The organism is Cellulomonas sp. P5_C6, from assembly GCF_054049635.1.
Genome location: NZ_JBFULZ010000038.1, coordinates 1 through 16,327, shown reverse-complemented (window position 1 = coordinate 16,327; position 16,327 = coordinate 1). Strand labels below are relative to the sequence as shown.

Sequence of the window (16,327 nt, the reverse complement as noted above, 5' to 3'; positions counted from 1 at the left end):
TCGGTGCGGATCAGTCCGTGCGCAGGAGCGACTGCATCAGCCGCTCGAAGGCGAACCGGGTGCGGGCCTCGGAGGCCGGGTCGTGCAGCAGCCGGTGCGCGTGGAAGTGGGCCAGCAGCAGCCCGTGCATGTCGTGCGCAAACTGCTCGGGGGCCAGGTCGTCGCGGAACGCCCCGTCCTTCGCGCCCGAGCGGTACACCTGCGCGAGCGTGTCCTGCAGGTCCCAGTGGTCGCGGACCAGCTGGTCCCGGACGGGCCCGGGCTGGTCGTCGAACTCGGTCGCGGCCGAGACGAACAGGCAGCCGGCCGCGCCCGACGACGACGTGGTCAGCCAGCGCTCGAACAGCACCCGCACCCGTTGCTCGCCGCGGGGAGCGGCCAGGGCGGGCCGGATCACCTGGTCGACGAAGTGCTCGCGGGCGGCGGCCAGGACGGCGAGCTGCAGCGCCTCCTTGGAGCGGAAGTGGGCGTAGAGACCGCTCTTCGACATGTCGGTCGCCGAGGCGAGGGTGCCGATGGTGAGCCCGGAGACGCCGAGGCGCCCGGCGATCTCGACCGCCTGGTCGATCACTGCCTGCCGCGTCGCCTCACCCTTGCTCACGAGACATGAATAGCACGATCGTGCGTCAGAGCGCCATGATCGCGACGCCCAGGGCCGCCGCCCCCAGGCACAGGACGAGCGAGCCCACGGCGTTGACCGTGGCCCGCCGCAGCTCGCCGGCCTGGATCAGGCGGACCGTCTCCACCATCGCGGTGGAGAACGTGGTGTAGCCGCCGCAGAACCCCGTCGCAGCGACCGCCAGCCACGTCGGACCGAGACCGCGGTAGAGGTGTGCGCCGTTGAGCAGGCCGATGAGGAACGAGCCGGACACGTTGATCAGCAGGGTGGCCAGCGGGAAGACGCGCGTCCACCGGCTGCGCACCGAGCCGTCGACGATGAAACGGGTCCCCGCGCCGACCCCACCGAGGACCGCGATCAGCAGCAGGGTCATGTGGCGTGCCGCCAGCGGTGGTGGCGCGCGGCCAGCGCGATCCCGGCGATGCAGGCCAGCAGGCCGAGCACGACGCTGAGCACCCCGTACAGCAGACCCATGGTGACCTGGCCGGCGGCGAGCAGCCGCTCCATCTCGATGGCCAGGCTGCTGAACGTGGTGAACCCGCCGAGCACGCCGGTCCCGGCGCCGAGCCGGACCACGCGCCCTCGTCGCGACTCGGACCCGCGGCGCAGCAGCGCCTCGAGCAGCGCGCCGAGCAGGAACGAGCCGAGCAGGTTCTCGACGAACGTCGCGGTCGGCCACCCGGACGCGGACGTGCCCACGGTCTGGGTCAGCGCCCAGCGCGCCGTCGTCCCCACGGCACCGCCGAGCGCGACGACCGCGACGAGGCGCGGGTCGAGGTGCGCCGGTCGGGTCACGAAGGCTCCTCCGGGCTCTGGGGGACGATCGTGACCGGCAGCGACTGGGTGTGCGCGAGGTGCCCGGCGGTCGAGCCGCCGATGAGGTGGTTCATCCAGCCGCCCAGACCGGGCCGACGGCTCCCGATGACGAGCAGGACCGCGCCCGACCCCGCGGCGACGCGGGCCAGCGCGCGCGACGCCTCGCCGACCCTGTAGACGAACCGCCAGGCGACGTCCGCGCCCTCGAGGCTGCGCTCCAGCTCGGCCGCCAGGGCGGTCTCCGCGACGCCGTCGCCCTCGGTGCTGTCGGCGTGGTCGGGGTCCAGCGGCGTGGTGACCAGCGTGCCGTCGGGCTCCTCGGCGACGAAGCTGCGCGCAGGGTCGGACCAGACGCAGAGCAGGTCGGCGCCCATCGACCGGGCCAGCGACGCCGCCCGGTGCACCACCACCGGCTTCTGCCCCGGGATCACGCCGACGACCACGGTCGGGGCGCCGGGGACGGGGGTGCCGTGCCACGGGTGCGGTGTGGAACGGGTCACTCGCCGAGGCTACGCGGGAACAGGTGCGCCGACGCACAGGTTGCGCTGCCCATGACCACCATCGGATTCATCGGCGCCGGACACATCRGCGGCACCCTGGCCCAGCTCGCGATCGACCACGGCTACGACGTCGTCGTCAGCAACTCCCGCGGGCCGGAGACCCTCACCGACCTCGTCCAGCAGCTGGGCGACCGGGCGCGGGCGGGCACCCCGGCCGAGGCCGCGTCCGCCGGCGACATCGTCGTCGTGACCATCCCGACCAAGAACGTCCCGGACGTCCCCGTGCAGCCGCTCGTCGGCAAGGTCGTGATCGACACCAACAACTACTACCCGCAGCGCGACGGCCAGATCGAGGTCCTCGACAACGAGTCGACCACCGTCTCCGAGCTGCTGCAGAGCCACCTGCCCGCCTCGCACGTGGTCAAGGCGTTCAACAACATCATGTTCAGCGACCTCGGCTCGCAGGGCGTGCCGGCCGGGACCCCGAACCGTCGTGCGCTCTCGATCGCGGGCGACGACACCGACGCCAAGGCGACGGTCTCGGCGCTCATCGACCAGTTCGGCTTCGACGTGGTCGACGCCGGCGAGCTGGCCGAGGGCTGGCGCGCCCAGCGCGACACCGCGGCCTACGTGCAGCCGTACGACGCCGACGGCATGCGCGCGGCGCTGGCGAAGGCGGTCCGCTACCGCGACATGTGAGCCGCTCAGGGCGCGTCGAAGACCTCGTCGCGCTCCGGCGACGGCTCGTCGTGCGGCTCGTGCTCCTGGATCTCGTGGACGACATCCGCCAGGTGCACGGCCGTGCGACGGGCCCGCCGGACGGAGAGCACGGCGTGCGTCGCCAGCCCGAGGAACACGAGGGCGCAGGCGATCGAGCTGATCACGAAGGTCAGCTCGATCCCGTCCGCGGTCGGGTGCAGGTCGGGGCCCAGGTGGCTGGCGATGACGGCACCGGCCACGGCCGCACCGACCGACCCGCCGACGGTCCGCAGCACCTGGTTGAACGAGACCGCGCTGCCCAGCTCCTGCGCGACGACTCCGCGAGCGATGAGGCCCGGCATGGCCGCGTAGGTGGTGCCGATGCCGATCCCGATCAGCAGCATGCCCGCCAGCAGCTCCCACAGCTGGTCGTGCGCGACCAGCAGCAGCACGTTGGCGAGCGTGACGAACGCGGCGCCGATCGGGAGCAGCATCGTGAAGCTCACGCGGTGCGCCTGGGCACGGGCGACGCGGCTGGCCAGCTGGCTGCCGACGGAGATCGGGAGCATGACGAACCCGGCCCAGAACAGCGGCAGCCCCACGCCGTACCCGGTCGACGTCGGCGCCTGCGCGACGAGGCTGATGACCGAGACGCCGATGTACATCGACATGCCGATGCTCAGCGCGGTGGCGTTGGCCAGCAGCACGTCCGGGCGGCGCAGCAGGTCGAGCCGGATGAGGGGGTGGTCCGTGGCGAGCTCGCGCCCGACCCAGACGGCGAGCACGACGACCGCGGCGGCCAGGACCCCCAGCGTCGTGGCCGAGCCCCAGCCCCAGTTCGGCCCCTCGCTGATCCCGAGCAGCAGCGCCGCGAGCCCCACCCCGAGCAGGGCCGCCCCGAGCGTGTCGAACGGCTGCCGGAGCCCGCGGTCGTCGGGCCCGGCCGGCACGGTCACCAGCACGACGACGACGGCCGACACGACGAACGCCGCCGCGAACCAGAACGCCCAGCGCCAGTCGAACGAGTCGGCGATGATCCCGGTCAGCGGGTAGCCCAGGCCGATCCCCGTGGCGACCGTGACGGACAGCGACGCGATCCCCGCCTGGACCTTCTCGGGCGGCGAGTAGCGGCGCGCGAGCGCGATGGTCATCGGGGTGATCGCGTACGAGAGGCCCTGCAGCGCGCGCCCGACCAGCAGCACGCCGAACGACTGCGCCGTCGCCGCCAGCACCGAGCCCACCAGGATCACCCCGAGCGTGACCAGCAGGATCCGCTTCTTGTGGGGTCCGTCGCTCAGCCGCCCGAGGACCGGCGTGGCGATGGCTCCGACCAGCAGGTTGATGGTCAGCGTCCACTGCGCGGTGCTGACCGAGACGCCGAACGCTGCGGCGATCGTGGGGACGAGCAGCAGTCCGAGCGAGCTGATGATCGCGGCCGCAAGGGCGGCGTAGACCAGCGCGGGGACGAGTCGTCTGCCAGCAGCCATGCCCGCCACTCTGGCACTTGCCCCGGTCATCCGAGTAATGGTCTCGCCGGGGCCGCTGCTCGGTCGTAGCGTCCGGCGCATGACCGACGCACTCCGGTACCACGCGATCCGCGAACGCTCCCACCGGATCCTCGACCCGTACACCGACGAGCAGCTGGCGACCCTGGGCCGCGCGCTGCACCTCGAACCCGGCGCGTCCGTGCTCGACCTCGCGTGCGGCAAGGGCGAGCTGCTGTGCACCTGGGCGCGGGACCACGGCACCGTCGGCACCGGCGTGGACCTCAACCCGGCGTTCGTCGAGGCGGCGCGTGCGAGGGCGGTCGCGCTCGGCGTCGACGTGGACGTCGTGCTCGCCGACGCGTCCGACTACACCTCCGCCATGCCGGTCGACGTGGCGTCCTGCGTGGGCGCGACCTGGATCGGCGACGGCGTCGTCGGCACCCTGGAGCTGCTCGGACGGTCGCTGAAGCCGGGCGGGATCGCGCTGGTCGGCGAGCCGTTCTGGCGCTCCGGGACGCCGGCGGAGGCCCGCGCGCTGATCGGCGACTTCGACACGTTGCCCGGCCTGGTCTCGCGGGTGCAGGACGCCGGCTGGGACGTGGTCGAGATGGTGCTCGCCGACGAGGCCGGCTGGGACCGCTACGTGGCCGCGCAGTGGCTCAACGTGCGCCGGTTCCTCGACGAGCACCCCGACGACCCGCTGGCGCCGGCCTTCCGCGAGGAGCTGTCGACGGCTCCCCTGCAGTACGTCACCTACCGGCGGCCGTACCTCGGATGGGGCGTGCTCGCGCTCGCGAAGCGGCCGTGATGGACGTCGAGGCGGTCCGGGCGTACTACGCCTCGAAGAGTCAGCACGAGCGCGACAGGCTCCTCTCCGACGAGGGGCTGCTCGAGCGCGTCCTGACCACCCGGCTCCTCGAGCCGCACCTCGGAGCGCCGGGCCGCGCGCTCGACCTGGGCGGCGGCACGGGTCCGTACTCCGTGTGGCTGGCCGAGCTCGGCTGGGACGTCACTTTGGCCGACCTGTCCCCCGAGCTGCTGGCGATCGCGCAGTCGTCGCTGCCCGCCGGCACCGTCCGCGAGGTGGTCGAGATCGACGCGCGCGACCTCTCGCGCTGGGGCGACGGGACGTTCGACGCGGTCCTCTCGCTCGGTCCGATGTACCACCTGACGTCTGCCGACGACCGCGCGCAGGCTGCCTCCGAGCTCGCGCGCGTGACCCGTCCCGGCGGGCTCGTCGCCGTCGCGCTCATGCCGCGGTACGTCTCGGTGCGCCGGCTCCTGTCGCTCCCCGACGAGCGCTGGCAGCTCGCGGACCCCGCGCTCCTGGACCGGCTGCTCGACGAGGGGACCTTCGAGAACGCCGTACCCGGACGCTTCACGCACGTCTACGGCGTCGAGCCGTCCGCCGTGGCGCCCTTCTTCGAGTCGCACGGGCTCGACACCGTGCTCCTGGCGTCGACCCACGGGTTCCTCACCGGCGTCGAGGACGGTGTCGAGGCGCTGCGCGTCGAGCAGCCGACGGCGTACCTGCGGCTGCTCGACCGGCTGGTCGCGCTCGCGGCGGACCCGGGCGTGCTGAGCACCGCCKGCCACCTGCTGTACGTCGGCCGGCGTCCGGCGGGTCCYGCGGTCACGTTGCGACGACCCCGTCCGTCAGTAGCGTGAGAGCGGCCCTGCGGGGCCCCCGACGAGAAGGAGCACGACCATGACCGATGGCATCAAGACCGTGGTGGTCCCGGTGTCCGACCTTGCCGCGTCGAAGGCGTTCTACACGCTGCTGCTGGGGGTCGAGCCCGGCCACGACGCGCCGTACTACGTCGGGTTCGACGTCGCCGGCCAGCACTTCGGGCTCAACCCGAACGGCGACGTGAGCGCGGGGCCGGTCTACTACTGGCACGTCGCCGACCTCGCGGCCACCCGCGACGCGCTCGTCGCCGCCGGCGCGACCGTGATCCAGGACGCGACGCAGGTGGGCGGCGGCAGGACGATCGCCACCCTCACGGACATCGACGGTCACACGGTGGGTCTGGCCCAGGACGCCTGAGCGCGCACGACGGGGCGGGCGGAAGATGGTTCCGCCCGTCCTCGTCGTCCCCGGAGGTCCTCATGCCCACCGTCCTGATCACCGGCACCTCCACGGGCATCGGCCTGGAGACCGCGCTCGCCGCCGCCGACGCCGGCTGGACCACCGTCGCGACGATGCGGGACCTGTCCAAGGCCGGTGCGCTCCGCGAGCGCGGGGGCGGCTTCCCGCTCGACGTCCGGCAGCTGGACGTGACCGACCATGCGGCGATCGGTCAGGTGGTCGCCGACGTCGTCGCCACGCACGGCTCCCTCGACGCGGTGGTCAACAACGCCGGCGGCGGGCAGGTCGGGACCGCCGAGACGCTCACCATGGACGCGTTCCGGGCGAACATGGAGCTCAACTTCTTCGGCGTCGTCGCGGTCACCCAGGCCGCCATGCCGCACCTGCGCGCGTCGGGCGGCCGGCTGCTGACCATCAGCTCGGTCGGGGGCGTCGTCGGCCAGCCCTTCAACGACGCCTACTGCGCCGCGAAGTTCGCCGTCGAGGGGTTCCTGGAGAGCCTCGCGCCGGTGGCCGCCGCGGTCGGGGTGTCCGTCGTCATCGTCGAGCCCGGGGCCGTGGCCAGCGAGTTCGTCGCCAACGTCGGGCGGCCGTCGGAGGGTGACGACGTCTACGGAGCGCTGCTCGCCGCGTACCTGGAGCGGACCGCCGGCGCCTTCGCGAACGCCCAGTCGGCCGACGACGTCGCCGCACTGCTGGTCGAGCTGCTCATGGACGAGGACCCGCCCGTCCGCGTGCAGACGTCGCCGACCGCGAACGCGTTCGCCGGCGTCAAGCTGGCCGACCTCGACGGGTCCGCGGTGCAGGCGATGACACGCGGGTGGATCGCCGCTGGCGCATGATGGTCCCCGTCCCCCTCTCGTCCTTCGAGGAGCACCTGTGTCCCTGACCGTCCCCGCCCTGCTCACCCCCGCCGCCGGCGCCCCCTTCGAGCGCGGCACCGTCGAGCGCCGCGAGCTGGGTGAGCACGACGTCCTCATCGACATCGCCTACGCCGGCATCTGCCACTCCGACATCCACCAGGCGCGCGAGGAGTGGGGCAAGGCGATCTTCCCGATGGTCCCCGGGCACGAGATCGCCGGCGTGATCTCGGCCGTCGGGTCGGCCGTCACCAAGCACGCCGTGGGCGACCGGGCCGGCGTCGGCTGCTTCGTCGACTCCTGCCGCGAGTGCGAGATGTGCCTGGCCGGCGAGGAGCAGTTCTGCCTGCGCGGCAACGTCGGCACCTACAACTCGAAGGCGTACGACGGCACGCCCACGTACGGCGGCTACTCGACGCAGATCGTCGTCGACGAGAGCTACGCGCTGCGCATCCCGGAGGGGATCTCGCTCGACGTCGCCGCGCCCCTGCTCTGCGCCGGCATCACCCTGTACTCGCCGCTCAAGCACTGGGGCGCCGGCCCGGGGTCGAAGGTCGCCATCGTCGGCATGGGCGGGCTCGGGCACATGGGCGTGCAGCTCGCGCACGCGCTCGGCGCCGAGGTCACCGTGCTCAGCCAGTCGCTGTCCAAGCAGGCCGACGGCCTCGCGCTGGGCGCCGACCACTACTACGCGACGAGCGACAAGCAGACCTTCCGCGACCTGCGCCGGTCCTTCGACCTGATCATCAGCACGGTCGGCGCGGACATCGACGTCGACGCCTACCTCTCGCTGCTCCGCTTCGAGGGCTCGCTCGTGTTCGTCGGGCTGCCCGAGAACAAGCAGTCGTTCCGCGTGTTCTCGCTCACCGGCGCTCGTCGGAACCTGTCCGGGTCCAACATCGGCGGCATCCGCGAGACGCAGGAGATGCTCGACTTCTGCGCGTCGCACGGGATCGGGTCGCTCGTCGAGACCATCACCGCCGACGACGTCGACAAGGCCTACGACCGCGTGGTGAACAGCGACGTCCGGTACCGCTTCGTCATCGACACGTCGACGATCCCGGCGGGCTGACCCCTCGCCGGGCCGGCGCGGTCGCGCCGCCGCCGCCGCCCGGTCGTGAGTTTCGGGCGACGTCGTGAGTTGCGGCTGACGACGTCGTCGCCAACTCACGACCTCGCCGCCCGCACCCCGGCGCGCGGCGCGCCTACGGTGGCCGGGTGGATCCGATCCGGGCCGTCGCGCCGCCGCTGGTCGGGCGCGTGATCCTGTCGCAGGAGTGGCGGCGGGTCAGCTTCCTGCACTGGCGGGTGGGTGCCGACGCCGTCGCGCCGCTGCTGCCTCCGGGCACACGGCCCGACGAGCACGACGGCTCGTCGTGGGTCGGCCTGATCGCGTTCCGGATGGCCCGGTTCACTCTCGTCCCTGGGCCGGCGCTGCCGTACGTCGGCGACTTCCCCGAGATCAACGTGCGGCTCTACACGGTCGACGACGAGGGTCGGCGCGGCGTGCTGTTCCGGTCGCTCGAGGCGTCGCGGGTGCTCACCGTGCTCGGCGCCCGGACCGTGATGAACGTGCCGTACCAGTGGGCGCGGATGTCCCTCGAGCGCGCGGGCGACGTCCTCGACTACCGCTCGACCCGGCTCACGGGGAGCCGGCCGTCGTCGCACCTCGTGGTGCGCCCGTCGTCGGAGCCCGTGGCCGACGACCCGCTCGCCGACTTCCTCACCGCACGCTGGGGCATGCACACGGTCCTGCGCGGTCGGACCCGGTTCGTGCCCAACGAGCACGAGCCGTGGCCACTGCGGCGCGCGTCGCTGGTGTCGCTCGACGACGGGCTCGTCGCCGCCGGCGGGCTGCCGGGCGTCGTGGACCGGCCGCCSGACTCGGTGCTGTACTCGCCGGGCGTGCACGCGCGGTTCGCGACGCCGCTGTAGCCGCCGATCGGGCGAACGTGCGCGGTCGCGGCACCCGCATGAGGAACCATCGACCCATGCTCTCCGCCGACGACGTCCTCAACGCGAGGTTCGCCGCCACGAAGTTCCGGCCCGGGTACGACCAGGACGAGGTCGACGACCTGCTCGACCAGGTGGCGGTCGCCCTGCGGACCGGGGGGAACGTCGGGCTCGACGAGGTCGAGCTCCAGCAGACCCGGTGGCGCGAGGGCTACGACATCGCCGAGGTCGACGCGTTCCTCGACGAGGCCCGCGCGAGCCTGGCCTCCCCGCGGCCGGTCGTGCCCGTCGCGCCCGTCGACGTGGACTCCTCGCCCCGGCCGCCCTGGTACGCGATCGCCGGCGACGTGCTGGCGACGATGGTCGTCGGGGAGAAGCCGGACGACCCACCCCGGCGGGTGAAGCCGGGCCGGGCGCCCCGGGTCTCGGCCCAGCGCATCACGGTCGGCCGCGACGGCATCTCCTGGCGGTCGCGGGGCCTGCGCACGGGCTGGCTGGCGGTCGGGGACATCGCGCGGGTGGTGACGCTGCGGCTCGAGTACACCGGCACCACCAGCTCGACGGTCGACTACGCCCTGGTCCTCGACCACGCCGGGGGCGTCCGCCTCCGGGTCCGCCTGCGACCGTCGATGCCGCGCGACTTCTGGGAGCCGCTGGGTGTGCCGGTCACGCGCGACCGGTCCGTGCTCGGGCGGCCGAAGGACGCGCGCCGGCGCTGGCCCGAGGCGATCTCGTGGGCCCACGCCTACCCGGTGGTGACCACGCTGCTGGCCGCCGCGGGGTGGATGCTCGTCGTGGTGCCGGTGCTCGACCGGCTCACCGGCGCGTAGCCGAGCAGCCGGACCCCTCGCCCCCGGGCCGGGACGTCCGGCAGGGTGGTCCCCGTGATCCGACGCCTCGGCCTGCGTACCTCCGACGAGGGGCACCGCGTCACCACCTTCGAGCTGTTCTTCGACCTCGTGTACGTCTACGCGTTCACCCAGGTCAGTCACCTCATGGCCGAGACGCACTCGGGGCTGGGCGTGCTGCAGGCGCTGATCGTGCTCGCGCTCCTCTGGTGGACGTGGACGTCGTACAGCTGGCTCGCCAACCAGTCGCCCGCCGACCAGGGTGTCCTGCGCGTGGGGATGGGGGTCGCCATGGCCGCGATCTTCGTCGCGACCCTCGCCGTGCCGGAGGCGTTCGACGACCTGCCCGGCGGGCTCGACGGACCTCTCGTGCTGGTCGTCGCGTACGCCGTCGTCCGGCTGGTGCACACGTCGCTGTACCTGGTCGCCGGCGCGGGCGACCGGGCACTGCAGCGGCAGGTGCTGCTGACCCAGGTGGTCGCGATGCTGCCGTCCCTCGTGCTGCTGGTGGTCGGCGCGCTGGTCGGGCCGCCCGCGCAGACCTGGATCTGGCTCGGCGCCCTGGTGTGGGACGTGGGGCTGACGCTCCTGACCGGGTGGGGCGGTGACTGGCGGCTGCACTCCCCGTCGCACTGGGCCGAGCGCTACGGCCTGGTCGTCATCCTGGCGCTGGGCGAGTCGGTGGTCGCGATCGGCGTCGGCGCCTCGCGCCTGCCCGTAGGTGTTCCCGTGATCGCCGGCGCCGTGCTGTGCATCGCGCTCGCCCTGGTCCTGTGGTGGGTCTACTTCCTGCGGACCTCCGACGTCGCCGAGCGCGTCCTCGCCGGGCTCGAGGGCGTCCCCCGCGCCGAGTACGGGACCCTCGCGTACACCTACCTGCACTACGTGCTGATCGCGGGGGTGGTCGTCGCGGCCCTCGGGGTCGAGGAGGCGATGGCGGAGGTGGGGTCGTCCGAGGCGTTCGGCACGTTCGGGGCCGCGGCGCTCGCCGGTGGGGTGGCCACGTACCTCGTCGGGACCGCCGTGTTCCTGCGGTCCACCGGGTCCCGCTGGCCGGTCGCCCGACTGCTGGGCGCCGCGCTCACCGTCGGGGTGATCCCGCTGCTCGCGGCCCTCCCGGCGCTCGGCGCGCTCGCCGCGGTGACGGTCGTGGGCTTCGGGTGGGCTCTCGCGGAGCTGCGGACGGGGGCAGCCGCGCAGGCGTCGTGAGGACGACGCGACGAGGCACCCCCGCGATCGCGGGGGTGCCTCGTCGGGATGCGGAGGTCAGTCCTCCGGGGTGGGCTCCGTGGTCGGAGCCGGGTCGCCGGCCAGGATCAGGTACAGGTCCCGGCGGGCGCGGTCGAGGACCTCGAGCGCCTGGGTGGCCTGCTGGTCCGTGCCCGAGCGGGCGACCTGGTGGGCCGCCGCGCCGAGCGCCTCGAGGGCGCCGCGCAGGGCACGACCGGGCGAGGCGGGCCGGCTCGCGGCGTCCTCCCACGGGGTGCCCAGCTGCTCGGCGTTCTGCGCGACGTAGGTGCCGCCGGCCTCGGTGAGCGTGGCCATCTTGCGGCCGGACTCCGAGGTGATGGCGATGAGACCCTCGTCCTCGAGCAGGTTGAGCGCCGGGTAGATGGCGCCCGGGCTGGGCCGCCACGTGCCGCCCGACCGCTCGCCGATCTGCTGGATCAGCTGGTAGCCGTGCATCGGCTCCTCGGCGAGGAGGAGCAGGATCGCGGCGCGGATGTCGCCGCGACCTGCCCGACGGCCGGGGCCGCGGCCGCCGGGGCCGCCACCGAAGCCGGGGCCGCCGAAGCCGCGCGGCCCGCCGGGGCCGAAGCCGCGGTGACCGCCGTGCTCGTGGTGCTCGTGCGGGAAGGCGCCGCGGGGACCGCCGCGCCGGGGGTCGAAGCCCTCCTCGTAGGGGGCGTCGGGGAAGTCGCCGCGGCGGCGGCGGTTGCGACCGCCGCGGGCGGTCGGGTCGGTGGTGTCGAACGCGGGGCCGGCGAAGCGGCCGTCGGGGTGGGTGTGGGGGTGTCGCATGGGGTGTCTCCTTGACGATGTGGGCCGCGGGGCGATGTCGCTCGGCGCGGGTCCGGGAGGTCTCGCGATCTCGACCGGACGACGTAACGATATATCGTCGATCTATCTTTGACAACCCCTAGCGATATGTCGGCGTCAGAGCCGCGCCAGCACCGCCCCGCCGTGCACGCCGAGCACCTGCCCGGTGGTCCAGCCCGCGTCCGGCGACGTGAGGTAGGCGACGGCAGCCGCGATCTCCTCGACGGTCCCCGGTCGGCCCATCGGCACGCGCGCGAGCCGCCGGGCGTACTCCGCGTCGTCGAGCCGGCCGCCCCAGAACTCCGTGTCCGGCACGAACCCGGGCGCCACCGCGTTCACGGTGATCCCGTCGGCCGCCACCGTCGCGGCCGTGCCCGTGACCCAGGAGTTGATCGCCGCCTTGGCCGCGCCGTAGGAGCCTGCCCCGCGCAGGGCGGCCACCGAGCTCATGGCCACGACCCGGCCGCCGGGCCTCGGCATCGCGGGCAGCAGCGCCTCGCCCAGCAGCACCGTGGTGAGCACGTTGAGCCGGAACTCCTCGGTCCACAGCCGCGCGGTCGACGCCAGCCCCGGGCCGTCCGCCTCCAGCGACCCGCCCGCGTTGAGCACCAGCACGTCGACCACCCCGAGCCGGTCCGCGAGCGCCTCGACCTCGTCCGGCTCCCGCAGGTCGGCCACCTCGACCCGCATCGCGCCGGCCGCCGTCCGCTCCAGCACCTCGCGCCGCCGCCCGACGATCACCACGTCGTCCCCGTCGGCCGCCAGCCGCCGCGCCACCGCCGCACCGATGCCTGTCCCGCCGCCCGTCACCACCGCAGTCCTCATCGGTCCACCGAAACACCACCGTGGGACGGTGTCGATCGCAGCGGGTCGCGCGCGTCATGGGGACAACCGACCAGGAGGACGAGATGACCGCCACCGAGTACATCCTCACGCTGCAGGGCGACCCGACGAACCTGAGCGCCGACGACGCCCCCGACCGCCTCACGGGCCACCGGGCGCACGCCGTGTTCGCGCGCCGCTGCGCCGAGGCGGGCCACGTGATCCACGACGACGCCGAGCTGCACCACTCGCGCGCCATGGTCGTACGGATCGTCGGCGGCCACGTCTCCGTCACCGACGGACCGTTCGCCGAGGGCACCGAGGTCATCGCCGGCTACTACCGGATCTCGACGCCCGACCTCGACCGCCTCGCCCTGCTCGTCGCCGACCTGATCCGGGTCACGGGCGAGACGGCCGTGCTGCGCGAGTCGCTCGCGGCGCCGGTCGGCGTCTGACCAGCGCCGGGCGGGTCAGCCCGCGCCGGGCAGGTCAGCCCGCCAGCTGGACGAGGTTGCCGCAGGTGTCGTCGAAGACCGCCGTCGTCACCGGGCCCATCGCGGTCGGCGGCTGCACGAAGTGCACCCCGGCCGCGACCAGCCGCTCGTACTCGGCCTGCACGTCGTCGACCCCGAACGAGGCGAACGGGATGCCGTCCTCGACCAGCGCCGCCTTGAACGGGCCGACGGCGGGGTGACCGCTGGGCTCGAGGAGCAGCTCGACGCCGTCCGGAGCCGCCGCCGAGACGACCGTCAGCCACCGGTCGCTCCCGCCGAGCGGGACGTCGTGCTTCGGCAGGAAGCCCAGCACGCCCGTGTAGAAGTCGAAGGCCTTCTGCTGGTCGTCGACGAAGACGCTGGTGACGGTGAGGCGGATCATCTCGGTTCTCCTGGGGGCCAGCGCTGGGCGATCTGCCGCAGCGGTCCGGTGTCGAGGTGGTGGAACTTGTAGCGGCCCTCGCGGCGGACGACGACCAGACCGGCCTCCTCGAGGATCTCGAGGTGCTGCGAGACCGCCTGCCGCGTCGACCCGAGGCCGTGCCGCATCGTCAGCCGCGAGCAGAGCTCGAAGAGCGACTGCCCGTCCCGGTCCTGGAGCTCGTCGAGGATCGCGCGGCGCGTGGCGTCGGCAAGAGCCTTGAACACGTCGGCGGCCACGCCTCCTGTATAGGCAAGCATTCACTTGCCTGTCAAGGGCTGTCGATTCTCCGGACCCTCGCGCGTCATGACCCCGACGGGCACAGTGGACCGATGGAGGGAACGACATGAGCGACACGTGGATGGTGCTGCTGTACGGCGACGAGGGCTTCTGGGAGTCCGCGACGCCGGAGATCACCGACCGGATCATGGCCGAGCACCAGGCGTACGGCGCGGCCTGCGCCGAGCAGGGGCACAAGATCGTCGGCGGGGAGGAGCTGAACTTCTCCCGGCACGCCGTCACCGCCAGGCGCGACGGTGGCGGACCGGTCACCGTCAGCGAGGGCCCGTACAGCGAGACGGCGGAGTACCTCGGCGGGTACTACGTGATCGAGACGGACGACGTCCAGGCTCTCGCCCGGCTCACCGGCGAGCTCCTGCTGACCGACGGTGGCGGCGCCGAGCTGCGCCCCGTCGTGGTGCACGAGTCATGAGCGAGTACCTGGTCCTGCTGTACCAGGACGAGCGGATCTGGGCCGAGGCGACGGAGGCCGAGTCGGCCGAGTTCTTCCGGCAGCACCGGGAGTACTCCGAGCGGGCGGCCGAGTTCGGGGTCGTGTTCCTGGCCTCCGAGGCCCTGCAGCCCGTCGCGACGGCGGTCACGCTGCGCCGCGCGGGCGAGGACTCGACGGTCGTCGACGGACCCTTCGCCGAGACCGCGGAACAGCTCGGCGGCTTCTACCTGGTCACCGCAGCCGACCGCGAGTCGGTGCTGAAGCACGCGCTGCTGCTCCCCGAGTACACGATCGAGGTCCGCGAGATCATGCAGCTCTAGGTTGTGTCGATGCGGCCGCTGCTCGCACGTCATCGGGGCAGCGGACGCGCACGGCGTCCCTTCGACACCCGAGGAGAGCGACATGGCCGAGTTCACCGTGGTCCTGTACCGCGACGAGGCGCGCGACGCCGCGCTGACCGACGACGAGCGCGACCGCGCGTGGGCCGCGCACAGCGGGTTCCAGCAGCACTGCGTCGACAACGGCTGGGAGATCGTGGCGACGCGCGCGCTGGGGAACGCCGGCCGGGCGCGCGGGCTGCGGTCCGACGGCCGCGCCGGGATCGTCGTCAGCGACGGCCCGTTCGCCGAGACGGCCGAGCAGGTGGCGGGCTTCTACCTCGTCGCGCGCACGGACCTCGACGCCCTGACCGAGGCCGTCAGCGCGCTGGTGCTCAACGGCGAGACGGTCGAGATCCGGCGGACCGTGCGGTTCGAGAACGGCGTGGCCGTGGAGAGCGGCGACGCGCTGACCGCCTCATGAGGTTCGTCGTCCTCGCCTACGACTCCGCCGCGCTCCCGCCCGGAGGCCTCGCCCTAGGGTCCGTCGACACGGCGACCTCCGTGCAGGACCACGCGCTGCGCGACGGCACCTTCGCCGGACCCGCGTCGGCGCTCACCGGCATCCAGGTGCTGGAGGCGTCGGACCTCGACGCGGTCGTCGGCCAGCTGCCCGACGTCGGGACGTTCGAGGTCCGGCCGGTCGCGTGACTCCTGTCGACCTCGCCCTCGCCGACGCCTGGCGCGCCCACTGGTCACGGCTCATCGGCCTGCTCATCGGCCAGTACGCCCGCCCGGACCTCGCCGAGGACGCCGTGTCCGACGCCTTCGAGGCCGCGGCGCGGCACTGGCCCGTGGACGGGGTGCCGACGAACACCGGCGCCTGGCTGCTCACGGCCGCGCGGCGCCGCGTCCTCGACCGCCTCCGCTCCGAGGCGGTGGCCCGACGGAAGGAGCCGCTGATGGCGGTCGACGACGAGATGCGCGCCGCCGCCGCGGCCGTCGTCGACCCGGGCGCCCACGTGGCCGACGAGCAGCTCCGCCTGATCTTCGCCTGCTGCCACCCGGCCATCGCCCCCGACGACCGCGTCGCCCTGACCCTGAGGTTCGTCGTCGGCCTCACCACCGCCGAGATCGGCCGACTCCTGCTCGTCCAGGAGTCGACCATGGCCGCCCGGCTCACCCGCGCCAAGAAGCGGCTGGCCTCCTCCGGCATCCCGTTCGCGACCCCTCCCGCCGCCCTGCTCGACGAGCGGCTCGACGTCGTCGCCACCGTCGTCTACCTCGCCTTCACGTCCGGCTACCACCCCGGCGTCGGCCCGTCCGTGCTGCGCGTCGACCTGGGCGACGAGGCCATCCGGCTGCTCCGCGTCCTCGACGGCCTGCTGCCCGGGCGTGCCGTGGTCCGCTCCCTGCTCGCGCTCCTGCTCCTGCAGCACTCCCGCCGCGACACCCGGCTCGACGCCGCCGGCGCCCTCGTGCTGCTGCCCGACCAGGACCGTTCCCGCTGGCATCGCGACGAGATCGCCGAGGGCGTGGCCCTGCTGGCGTCCCTGCCGACGACCCTGCCCGTGGCGGGGCCGTCCCCGTCGCCCCGGCCCGCGCCCTCGCCGGCCGGGGCGGCTCCGC

The 16,327-nt window shown here is 73.5% G+C and carries 24 protein-coding genes; 15 read left to right on the top strand and 9 right to left on the bottom strand.

Going from position 1 to position 16,327, the window contains the following annotated elements; translation table 11 throughout:
- Positions 1 to 10 precede the first annotated feature (10 nt).
- From ACXJKG_RS06630 to ACXJKG_RS06615, 4 genes are read right to left on the bottom strand one after another with little or no spacing between them, the layout of a single operon-like run.
- The gene (locus tag ACXJKG_RS06630) at positions 11 to 601 is read right to left on the bottom strand and encodes a TetR/AcrR family transcriptional regulator (RefSeq protein WP_456844963.1); all 591 of its coding nucleotides are present in this window, start codon (positions 599 to 601) and stop codon (positions 11 to 13) included.
- Positions 602 to 626: 25 nt separating this feature from the next.
- Positions 627 to 992, bottom strand: a complete 366-nt coding sequence (locus ACXJKG_RS06625; protein ID WP_456844962.1) for a fluoride efflux transporter FluC — start codon at positions 990 to 992, stop codon at positions 627 to 629.
- Complete coding sequence (locus ACXJKG_RS06620) at positions 989 to 1,414, bottom strand: fluoride efflux transporter FluC (protein ID WP_456844961.1); 426 nt, start codon at positions 1,412 to 1,414, stop codon at positions 989 to 991. The genes ACXJKG_RS06625 and ACXJKG_RS06620 overlap by 4 nt, the downstream gene beginning before the upstream one ends.
- Positions 1,411 to 1,935 (bottom strand): universal stress protein, encoded by a 525-nt coding sequence (locus ACXJKG_RS06615; RefSeq protein WP_456844960.1) that lies wholly within the window; start codon positions 1,933 to 1,935, stop codon positions 1,411 to 1,413. Before ACXJKG_RS06615 ends, ACXJKG_RS06620 begins: the two co-directional genes overlap by 4 nt.
- Before the next feature lie 51 nt (positions 1,936 to 1,986).
- On the opposite strand from ACXJKG_RS06615, the gene ACXJKG_RS06610 reads away from it, so the two are divergent.
- On the top strand, positions 1,987 to 2,634 hold the full coding sequence (locus tag ACXJKG_RS06610) for an NADPH-dependent F420 reductase (protein WP_456844959.1): 648 nt from the start codon (positions 1,987 to 1,989) through the stop codon (positions 2,632 to 2,634).
- A 5-nt stretch (positions 2,635 to 2,639) separates the two neighbouring features.
- Here the strand turns inward: ACXJKG_RS06610 and ACXJKG_RS06605 are convergent, their stop codons facing one another.
- Entirely contained in the window at positions 2,640 to 4,121 is a 1,482-nt protein-coding gene (locus tag ACXJKG_RS06605) for an MFS transporter (protein WP_456844958.1), read from the bottom strand.
- Positions 4,122 to 4,200: 79 nt separating this feature from the next.
- On the opposite strand from ACXJKG_RS06605, the gene ACXJKG_RS06600 reads away from it, so the two are divergent.
- From ACXJKG_RS06600 to ACXJKG_RS06565, 8 genes are all read left to right on the top strand, one after another.
- Complete coding sequence (locus ACXJKG_RS06600) at positions 4,201 to 4,929, top strand: methyltransferase domain-containing protein (protein WP_456844957.1); 729 nt, start codon at positions 4,201 to 4,203, stop codon at positions 4,927 to 4,929.
- Entirely contained in the window at positions 4,929 to 5,789 is an 861-nt protein-coding gene (locus tag ACXJKG_RS06595; RefSeq protein ID WP_456844976.1) for a class I SAM-dependent methyltransferase, read from the top strand. The genes ACXJKG_RS06600 and ACXJKG_RS06595 overlap by 1 nt, the downstream gene beginning before the upstream one ends.
- A gap of 40 nt (positions 5,790 to 5,829) precedes the next feature.
- Positions 5,830 to 6,168, top strand: a complete 339-nt coding sequence (locus ACXJKG_RS06590) for a VOC family protein (RefSeq protein ID WP_456844956.1) — start codon at positions 5,830 to 5,832, stop codon at positions 6,166 to 6,168.
- 62 nt (positions 6,169 to 6,230) lie between these two features.
- The gene (locus tag ACXJKG_RS06585) at positions 6,231 to 7,052 is read left to right on the top strand and encodes an SDR family NAD(P)-dependent oxidoreductase (protein WP_456844955.1); all 822 of its coding nucleotides are present in this window, start codon (positions 6,231 to 6,233) and stop codon (positions 7,050 to 7,052) included.
- Between the two features lie 37 nt (positions 7,053 to 7,089).
- Positions 7,090 to 8,142: an NAD(P)-dependent alcohol dehydrogenase gene (locus tag ACXJKG_RS06580; RefSeq protein ID WP_456844954.1), complete on the top strand. Its 1,053-nt coding sequence runs from the start codon at positions 7,090 to 7,092 to the stop codon at positions 8,140 to 8,142.
- Positions 8,143 to 8,288: 146 nt separating this feature from the next.
- Positions 8,289 to 9,005 carry a YqjF family protein gene (locus tag ACXJKG_RS06575; RefSeq protein ID WP_456844953.1) on the top strand — a complete coding sequence of 239 codons (717 nt, stop codon included), beginning with the start codon at positions 8,289 to 8,291 and terminating at the stop codon, positions 9,003 to 9,005.
- Between the two features lie 56 nt (positions 9,006 to 9,061).
- The gene (locus ACXJKG_RS06570) at positions 9,062 to 9,853 is read left to right on the top strand and encodes a DivIVA domain-containing protein (RefSeq protein WP_456844952.1); all 792 of its coding nucleotides are present in this window, start codon (positions 9,062 to 9,064) and stop codon (positions 9,851 to 9,853) included.
- A 54-nt stretch (positions 9,854 to 9,907) separates the two neighbouring features.
- The gene (locus tag ACXJKG_RS06565) at positions 9,908 to 11,080 is read left to right on the top strand and encodes a low temperature requirement protein A (RefSeq protein WP_456844951.1); all 1,173 of its coding nucleotides are present in this window, start codon (positions 9,908 to 9,910) and stop codon (positions 11,078 to 11,080) included.
- Between the two features lie 57 nt (positions 11,081 to 11,137).
- Here ACXJKG_RS06565 and ACXJKG_RS06560 read toward each other — a convergent pair whose 3' ends face one another.
- Positions 11,138 to 11,893 (bottom strand): PadR family transcriptional regulator, encoded by a 756-nt coding sequence (locus tag ACXJKG_RS06560; protein WP_456844950.1) that lies wholly within the window; start codon positions 11,891 to 11,893, stop codon positions 11,138 to 11,140.
- Positions 11,894 to 12,028: 135 nt separating this feature from the next.
- Entirely contained in the window at positions 12,029 to 12,736 is a 708-nt protein-coding gene (locus ACXJKG_RS06555; protein ID WP_456844949.1) for an SDR family NAD(P)-dependent oxidoreductase, read from the bottom strand.
- Between the two features lie 83 nt (positions 12,737 to 12,819).
- Between ACXJKG_RS06555 and ACXJKG_RS06550 the strand changes: the two genes are divergently transcribed.
- Entirely contained in the window at positions 12,820 to 13,188 is a 369-nt protein-coding gene (locus ACXJKG_RS06550) for a YciI family protein (RefSeq protein ID WP_456844948.1), read from the top strand.
- 34 nt (positions 13,189 to 13,222) lie between these two features.
- Here ACXJKG_RS06550 and ACXJKG_RS06545 read toward each other — a convergent pair whose 3' ends face one another.
- Together ACXJKG_RS06545 and ACXJKG_RS06540 are read right to left on the bottom strand one after the other, a co-directional pair.
- Complete coding sequence (locus ACXJKG_RS06545) at positions 13,223 to 13,609, bottom strand: VOC family protein (RefSeq protein ID WP_456844947.1); 387 nt, start codon at positions 13,607 to 13,609, stop codon at positions 13,223 to 13,225.
- A complete protein-coding gene (locus ACXJKG_RS06540; RefSeq protein WP_456844946.1) occupies positions 13,606 to 13,887 on the bottom strand; it encodes an ArsR/SmtB family transcription factor in 282 nt (93 codons plus the stop codon). Before ACXJKG_RS06540 ends, ACXJKG_RS06545 begins: the two co-directional genes overlap by 4 nt.
- A gap of 107 nt (positions 13,888 to 13,994) precedes the next feature.
- Here ACXJKG_RS06540 and ACXJKG_RS06535 point away from each other — a divergent pair, with 107 nt between their 5' ends.
- From ACXJKG_RS06535 to ACXJKG_RS06515, 5 genes are all read left to right on the top strand, one after another.
- The gene (locus ACXJKG_RS06535; protein WP_456844945.1) at positions 13,995 to 14,360 is read left to right on the top strand and encodes a YciI family protein; all 366 of its coding nucleotides are present in this window, start codon (positions 13,995 to 13,997) and stop codon (positions 14,358 to 14,360) included.
- Positions 14,357 to 14,701: a YciI family protein gene (locus tag ACXJKG_RS06530; RefSeq protein WP_456844944.1), complete on the top strand. Its 345-nt coding sequence runs from the start codon at positions 14,357 to 14,359 to the stop codon at positions 14,699 to 14,701. The genes ACXJKG_RS06535 and ACXJKG_RS06530 overlap by 4 nt, the downstream gene beginning before the upstream one ends.
- Positions 14,702 to 14,783: 82 nt before the next feature.
- Positions 14,784 to 15,182 carry a YciI family protein gene (locus ACXJKG_RS06525; protein ID WP_456844943.1) on the top strand — a complete coding sequence of 133 codons (399 nt, stop codon included), beginning with the start codon at positions 14,784 to 14,786 and terminating at the stop codon, positions 15,180 to 15,182.
- Positions 15,179 to 15,409 (top strand): hypothetical protein, encoded by a 231-nt coding sequence (locus tag ACXJKG_RS06520; protein ID WP_456844942.1) that lies wholly within the window; start codon positions 15,179 to 15,181, stop codon positions 15,407 to 15,409. The genes ACXJKG_RS06525 and ACXJKG_RS06520 overlap by 4 nt, the downstream gene beginning before the upstream one ends.
- Positions 15,406 to 16,327: RNA polymerase sigma factor (locus tag ACXJKG_RS06515; RefSeq protein ID WP_456844941.1), on the top strand; the 922-nt coding region annotated here is incomplete at its 3' end. The genes ACXJKG_RS06520 and ACXJKG_RS06515, both read left to right, overlap by 4 nt.

What these genes read in the sequence shown, in the direction of transcription:
- ACXJKG_RS06555 (WP_456844949.1), bottom strand. Translation starts at nt 12,736, where the DNA reads ATGAGGACTGCGGTGGTGACGGGCGGCGGGACAGGCATCGGTGCGGCG.
- ACXJKG_RS06550 (WP_456844948.1), top strand. Translation starts at nt 12,820, where the DNA reads ATGACCGCCACCGAGTACATCCTCACGCTGCAGGGCGACCCGACGAAC.
- ACXJKG_RS06525 (WP_456844943.1), top strand. Translation starts at nt 14,784, where the DNA reads ATGGCCGAGTTCACCGTGGTCCTGTACCGCGACGAGGCGCGCGACGCC.
- ACXJKG_RS06605 (WP_456844958.1), bottom strand. Translation starts at nt 4,121, where the DNA reads ATGGCTGCTGGCAGACGACTCGTCCCCGCGCTGGTCTACGCCGCCCTT.
- ACXJKG_RS06535 (WP_456844945.1), top strand. Translation starts at nt 13,995, where the DNA reads ATGAGCGACACGTGGATGGTGCTGCTGTACGGCGACGAGGGCTTCTGG.
- ACXJKG_RS06520 (WP_456844942.1), top strand. Translation starts at nt 15,179, where the DNA reads ATGAGGTTCGTCGTCCTCGCCTACGACTCCGCCGCGCTCCCGCCCGGA.
- ACXJKG_RS06545 (WP_456844947.1), bottom strand. Translation starts at nt 13,609, where the DNA reads ATGATCCGCCTCACCGTCACCAGCGTCTTCGTCGACGACCAGCAGAAG.
- ACXJKG_RS06625 (WP_456844962.1), bottom strand. Translation starts at nt 992, where the DNA reads ATGACCCTGCTGCTGATCGCGGTCCTCGGTGGGGTCGGCGCGGGGACC.
- ACXJKG_RS06560 (WP_456844950.1), bottom strand. Translation starts at nt 11,893, where the DNA reads ATGCGACACCCCCACACCCACCCCGACGGCCGCTTCGCCGGCCCCGCG.
- ACXJKG_RS06600 (WP_456844957.1), top strand. Translation starts at nt 4,201, where the DNA reads ATGACCGACGCACTCCGGTACCACGCGATCCGCGAACGCTCCCACCGG.
- ACXJKG_RS06570 (WP_456844952.1), top strand. Translation starts at nt 9,062, where the DNA reads ATGCTCTCCGCCGACGACGTCCTCAACGCGAGGTTCGCCGCCACGAAG.
- ACXJKG_RS06590 (WP_456844956.1), top strand. Translation starts at nt 5,830, where the DNA reads ATGACCGATGGCATCAAGACCGTGGTGGTCCCGGTGTCCGACCTTGCC.
- ACXJKG_RS06530 (WP_456844944.1), top strand. Translation starts at nt 14,357, where the DNA reads ATGAGCGAGTACCTGGTCCTGCTGTACCAGGACGAGCGGATCTGGGCC.
- ACXJKG_RS06585 (WP_456844955.1), top strand. Translation starts at nt 6,231, where the DNA reads ATGCCCACCGTCCTGATCACCGGCACCTCCACGGGCATCGGCCTGGAG.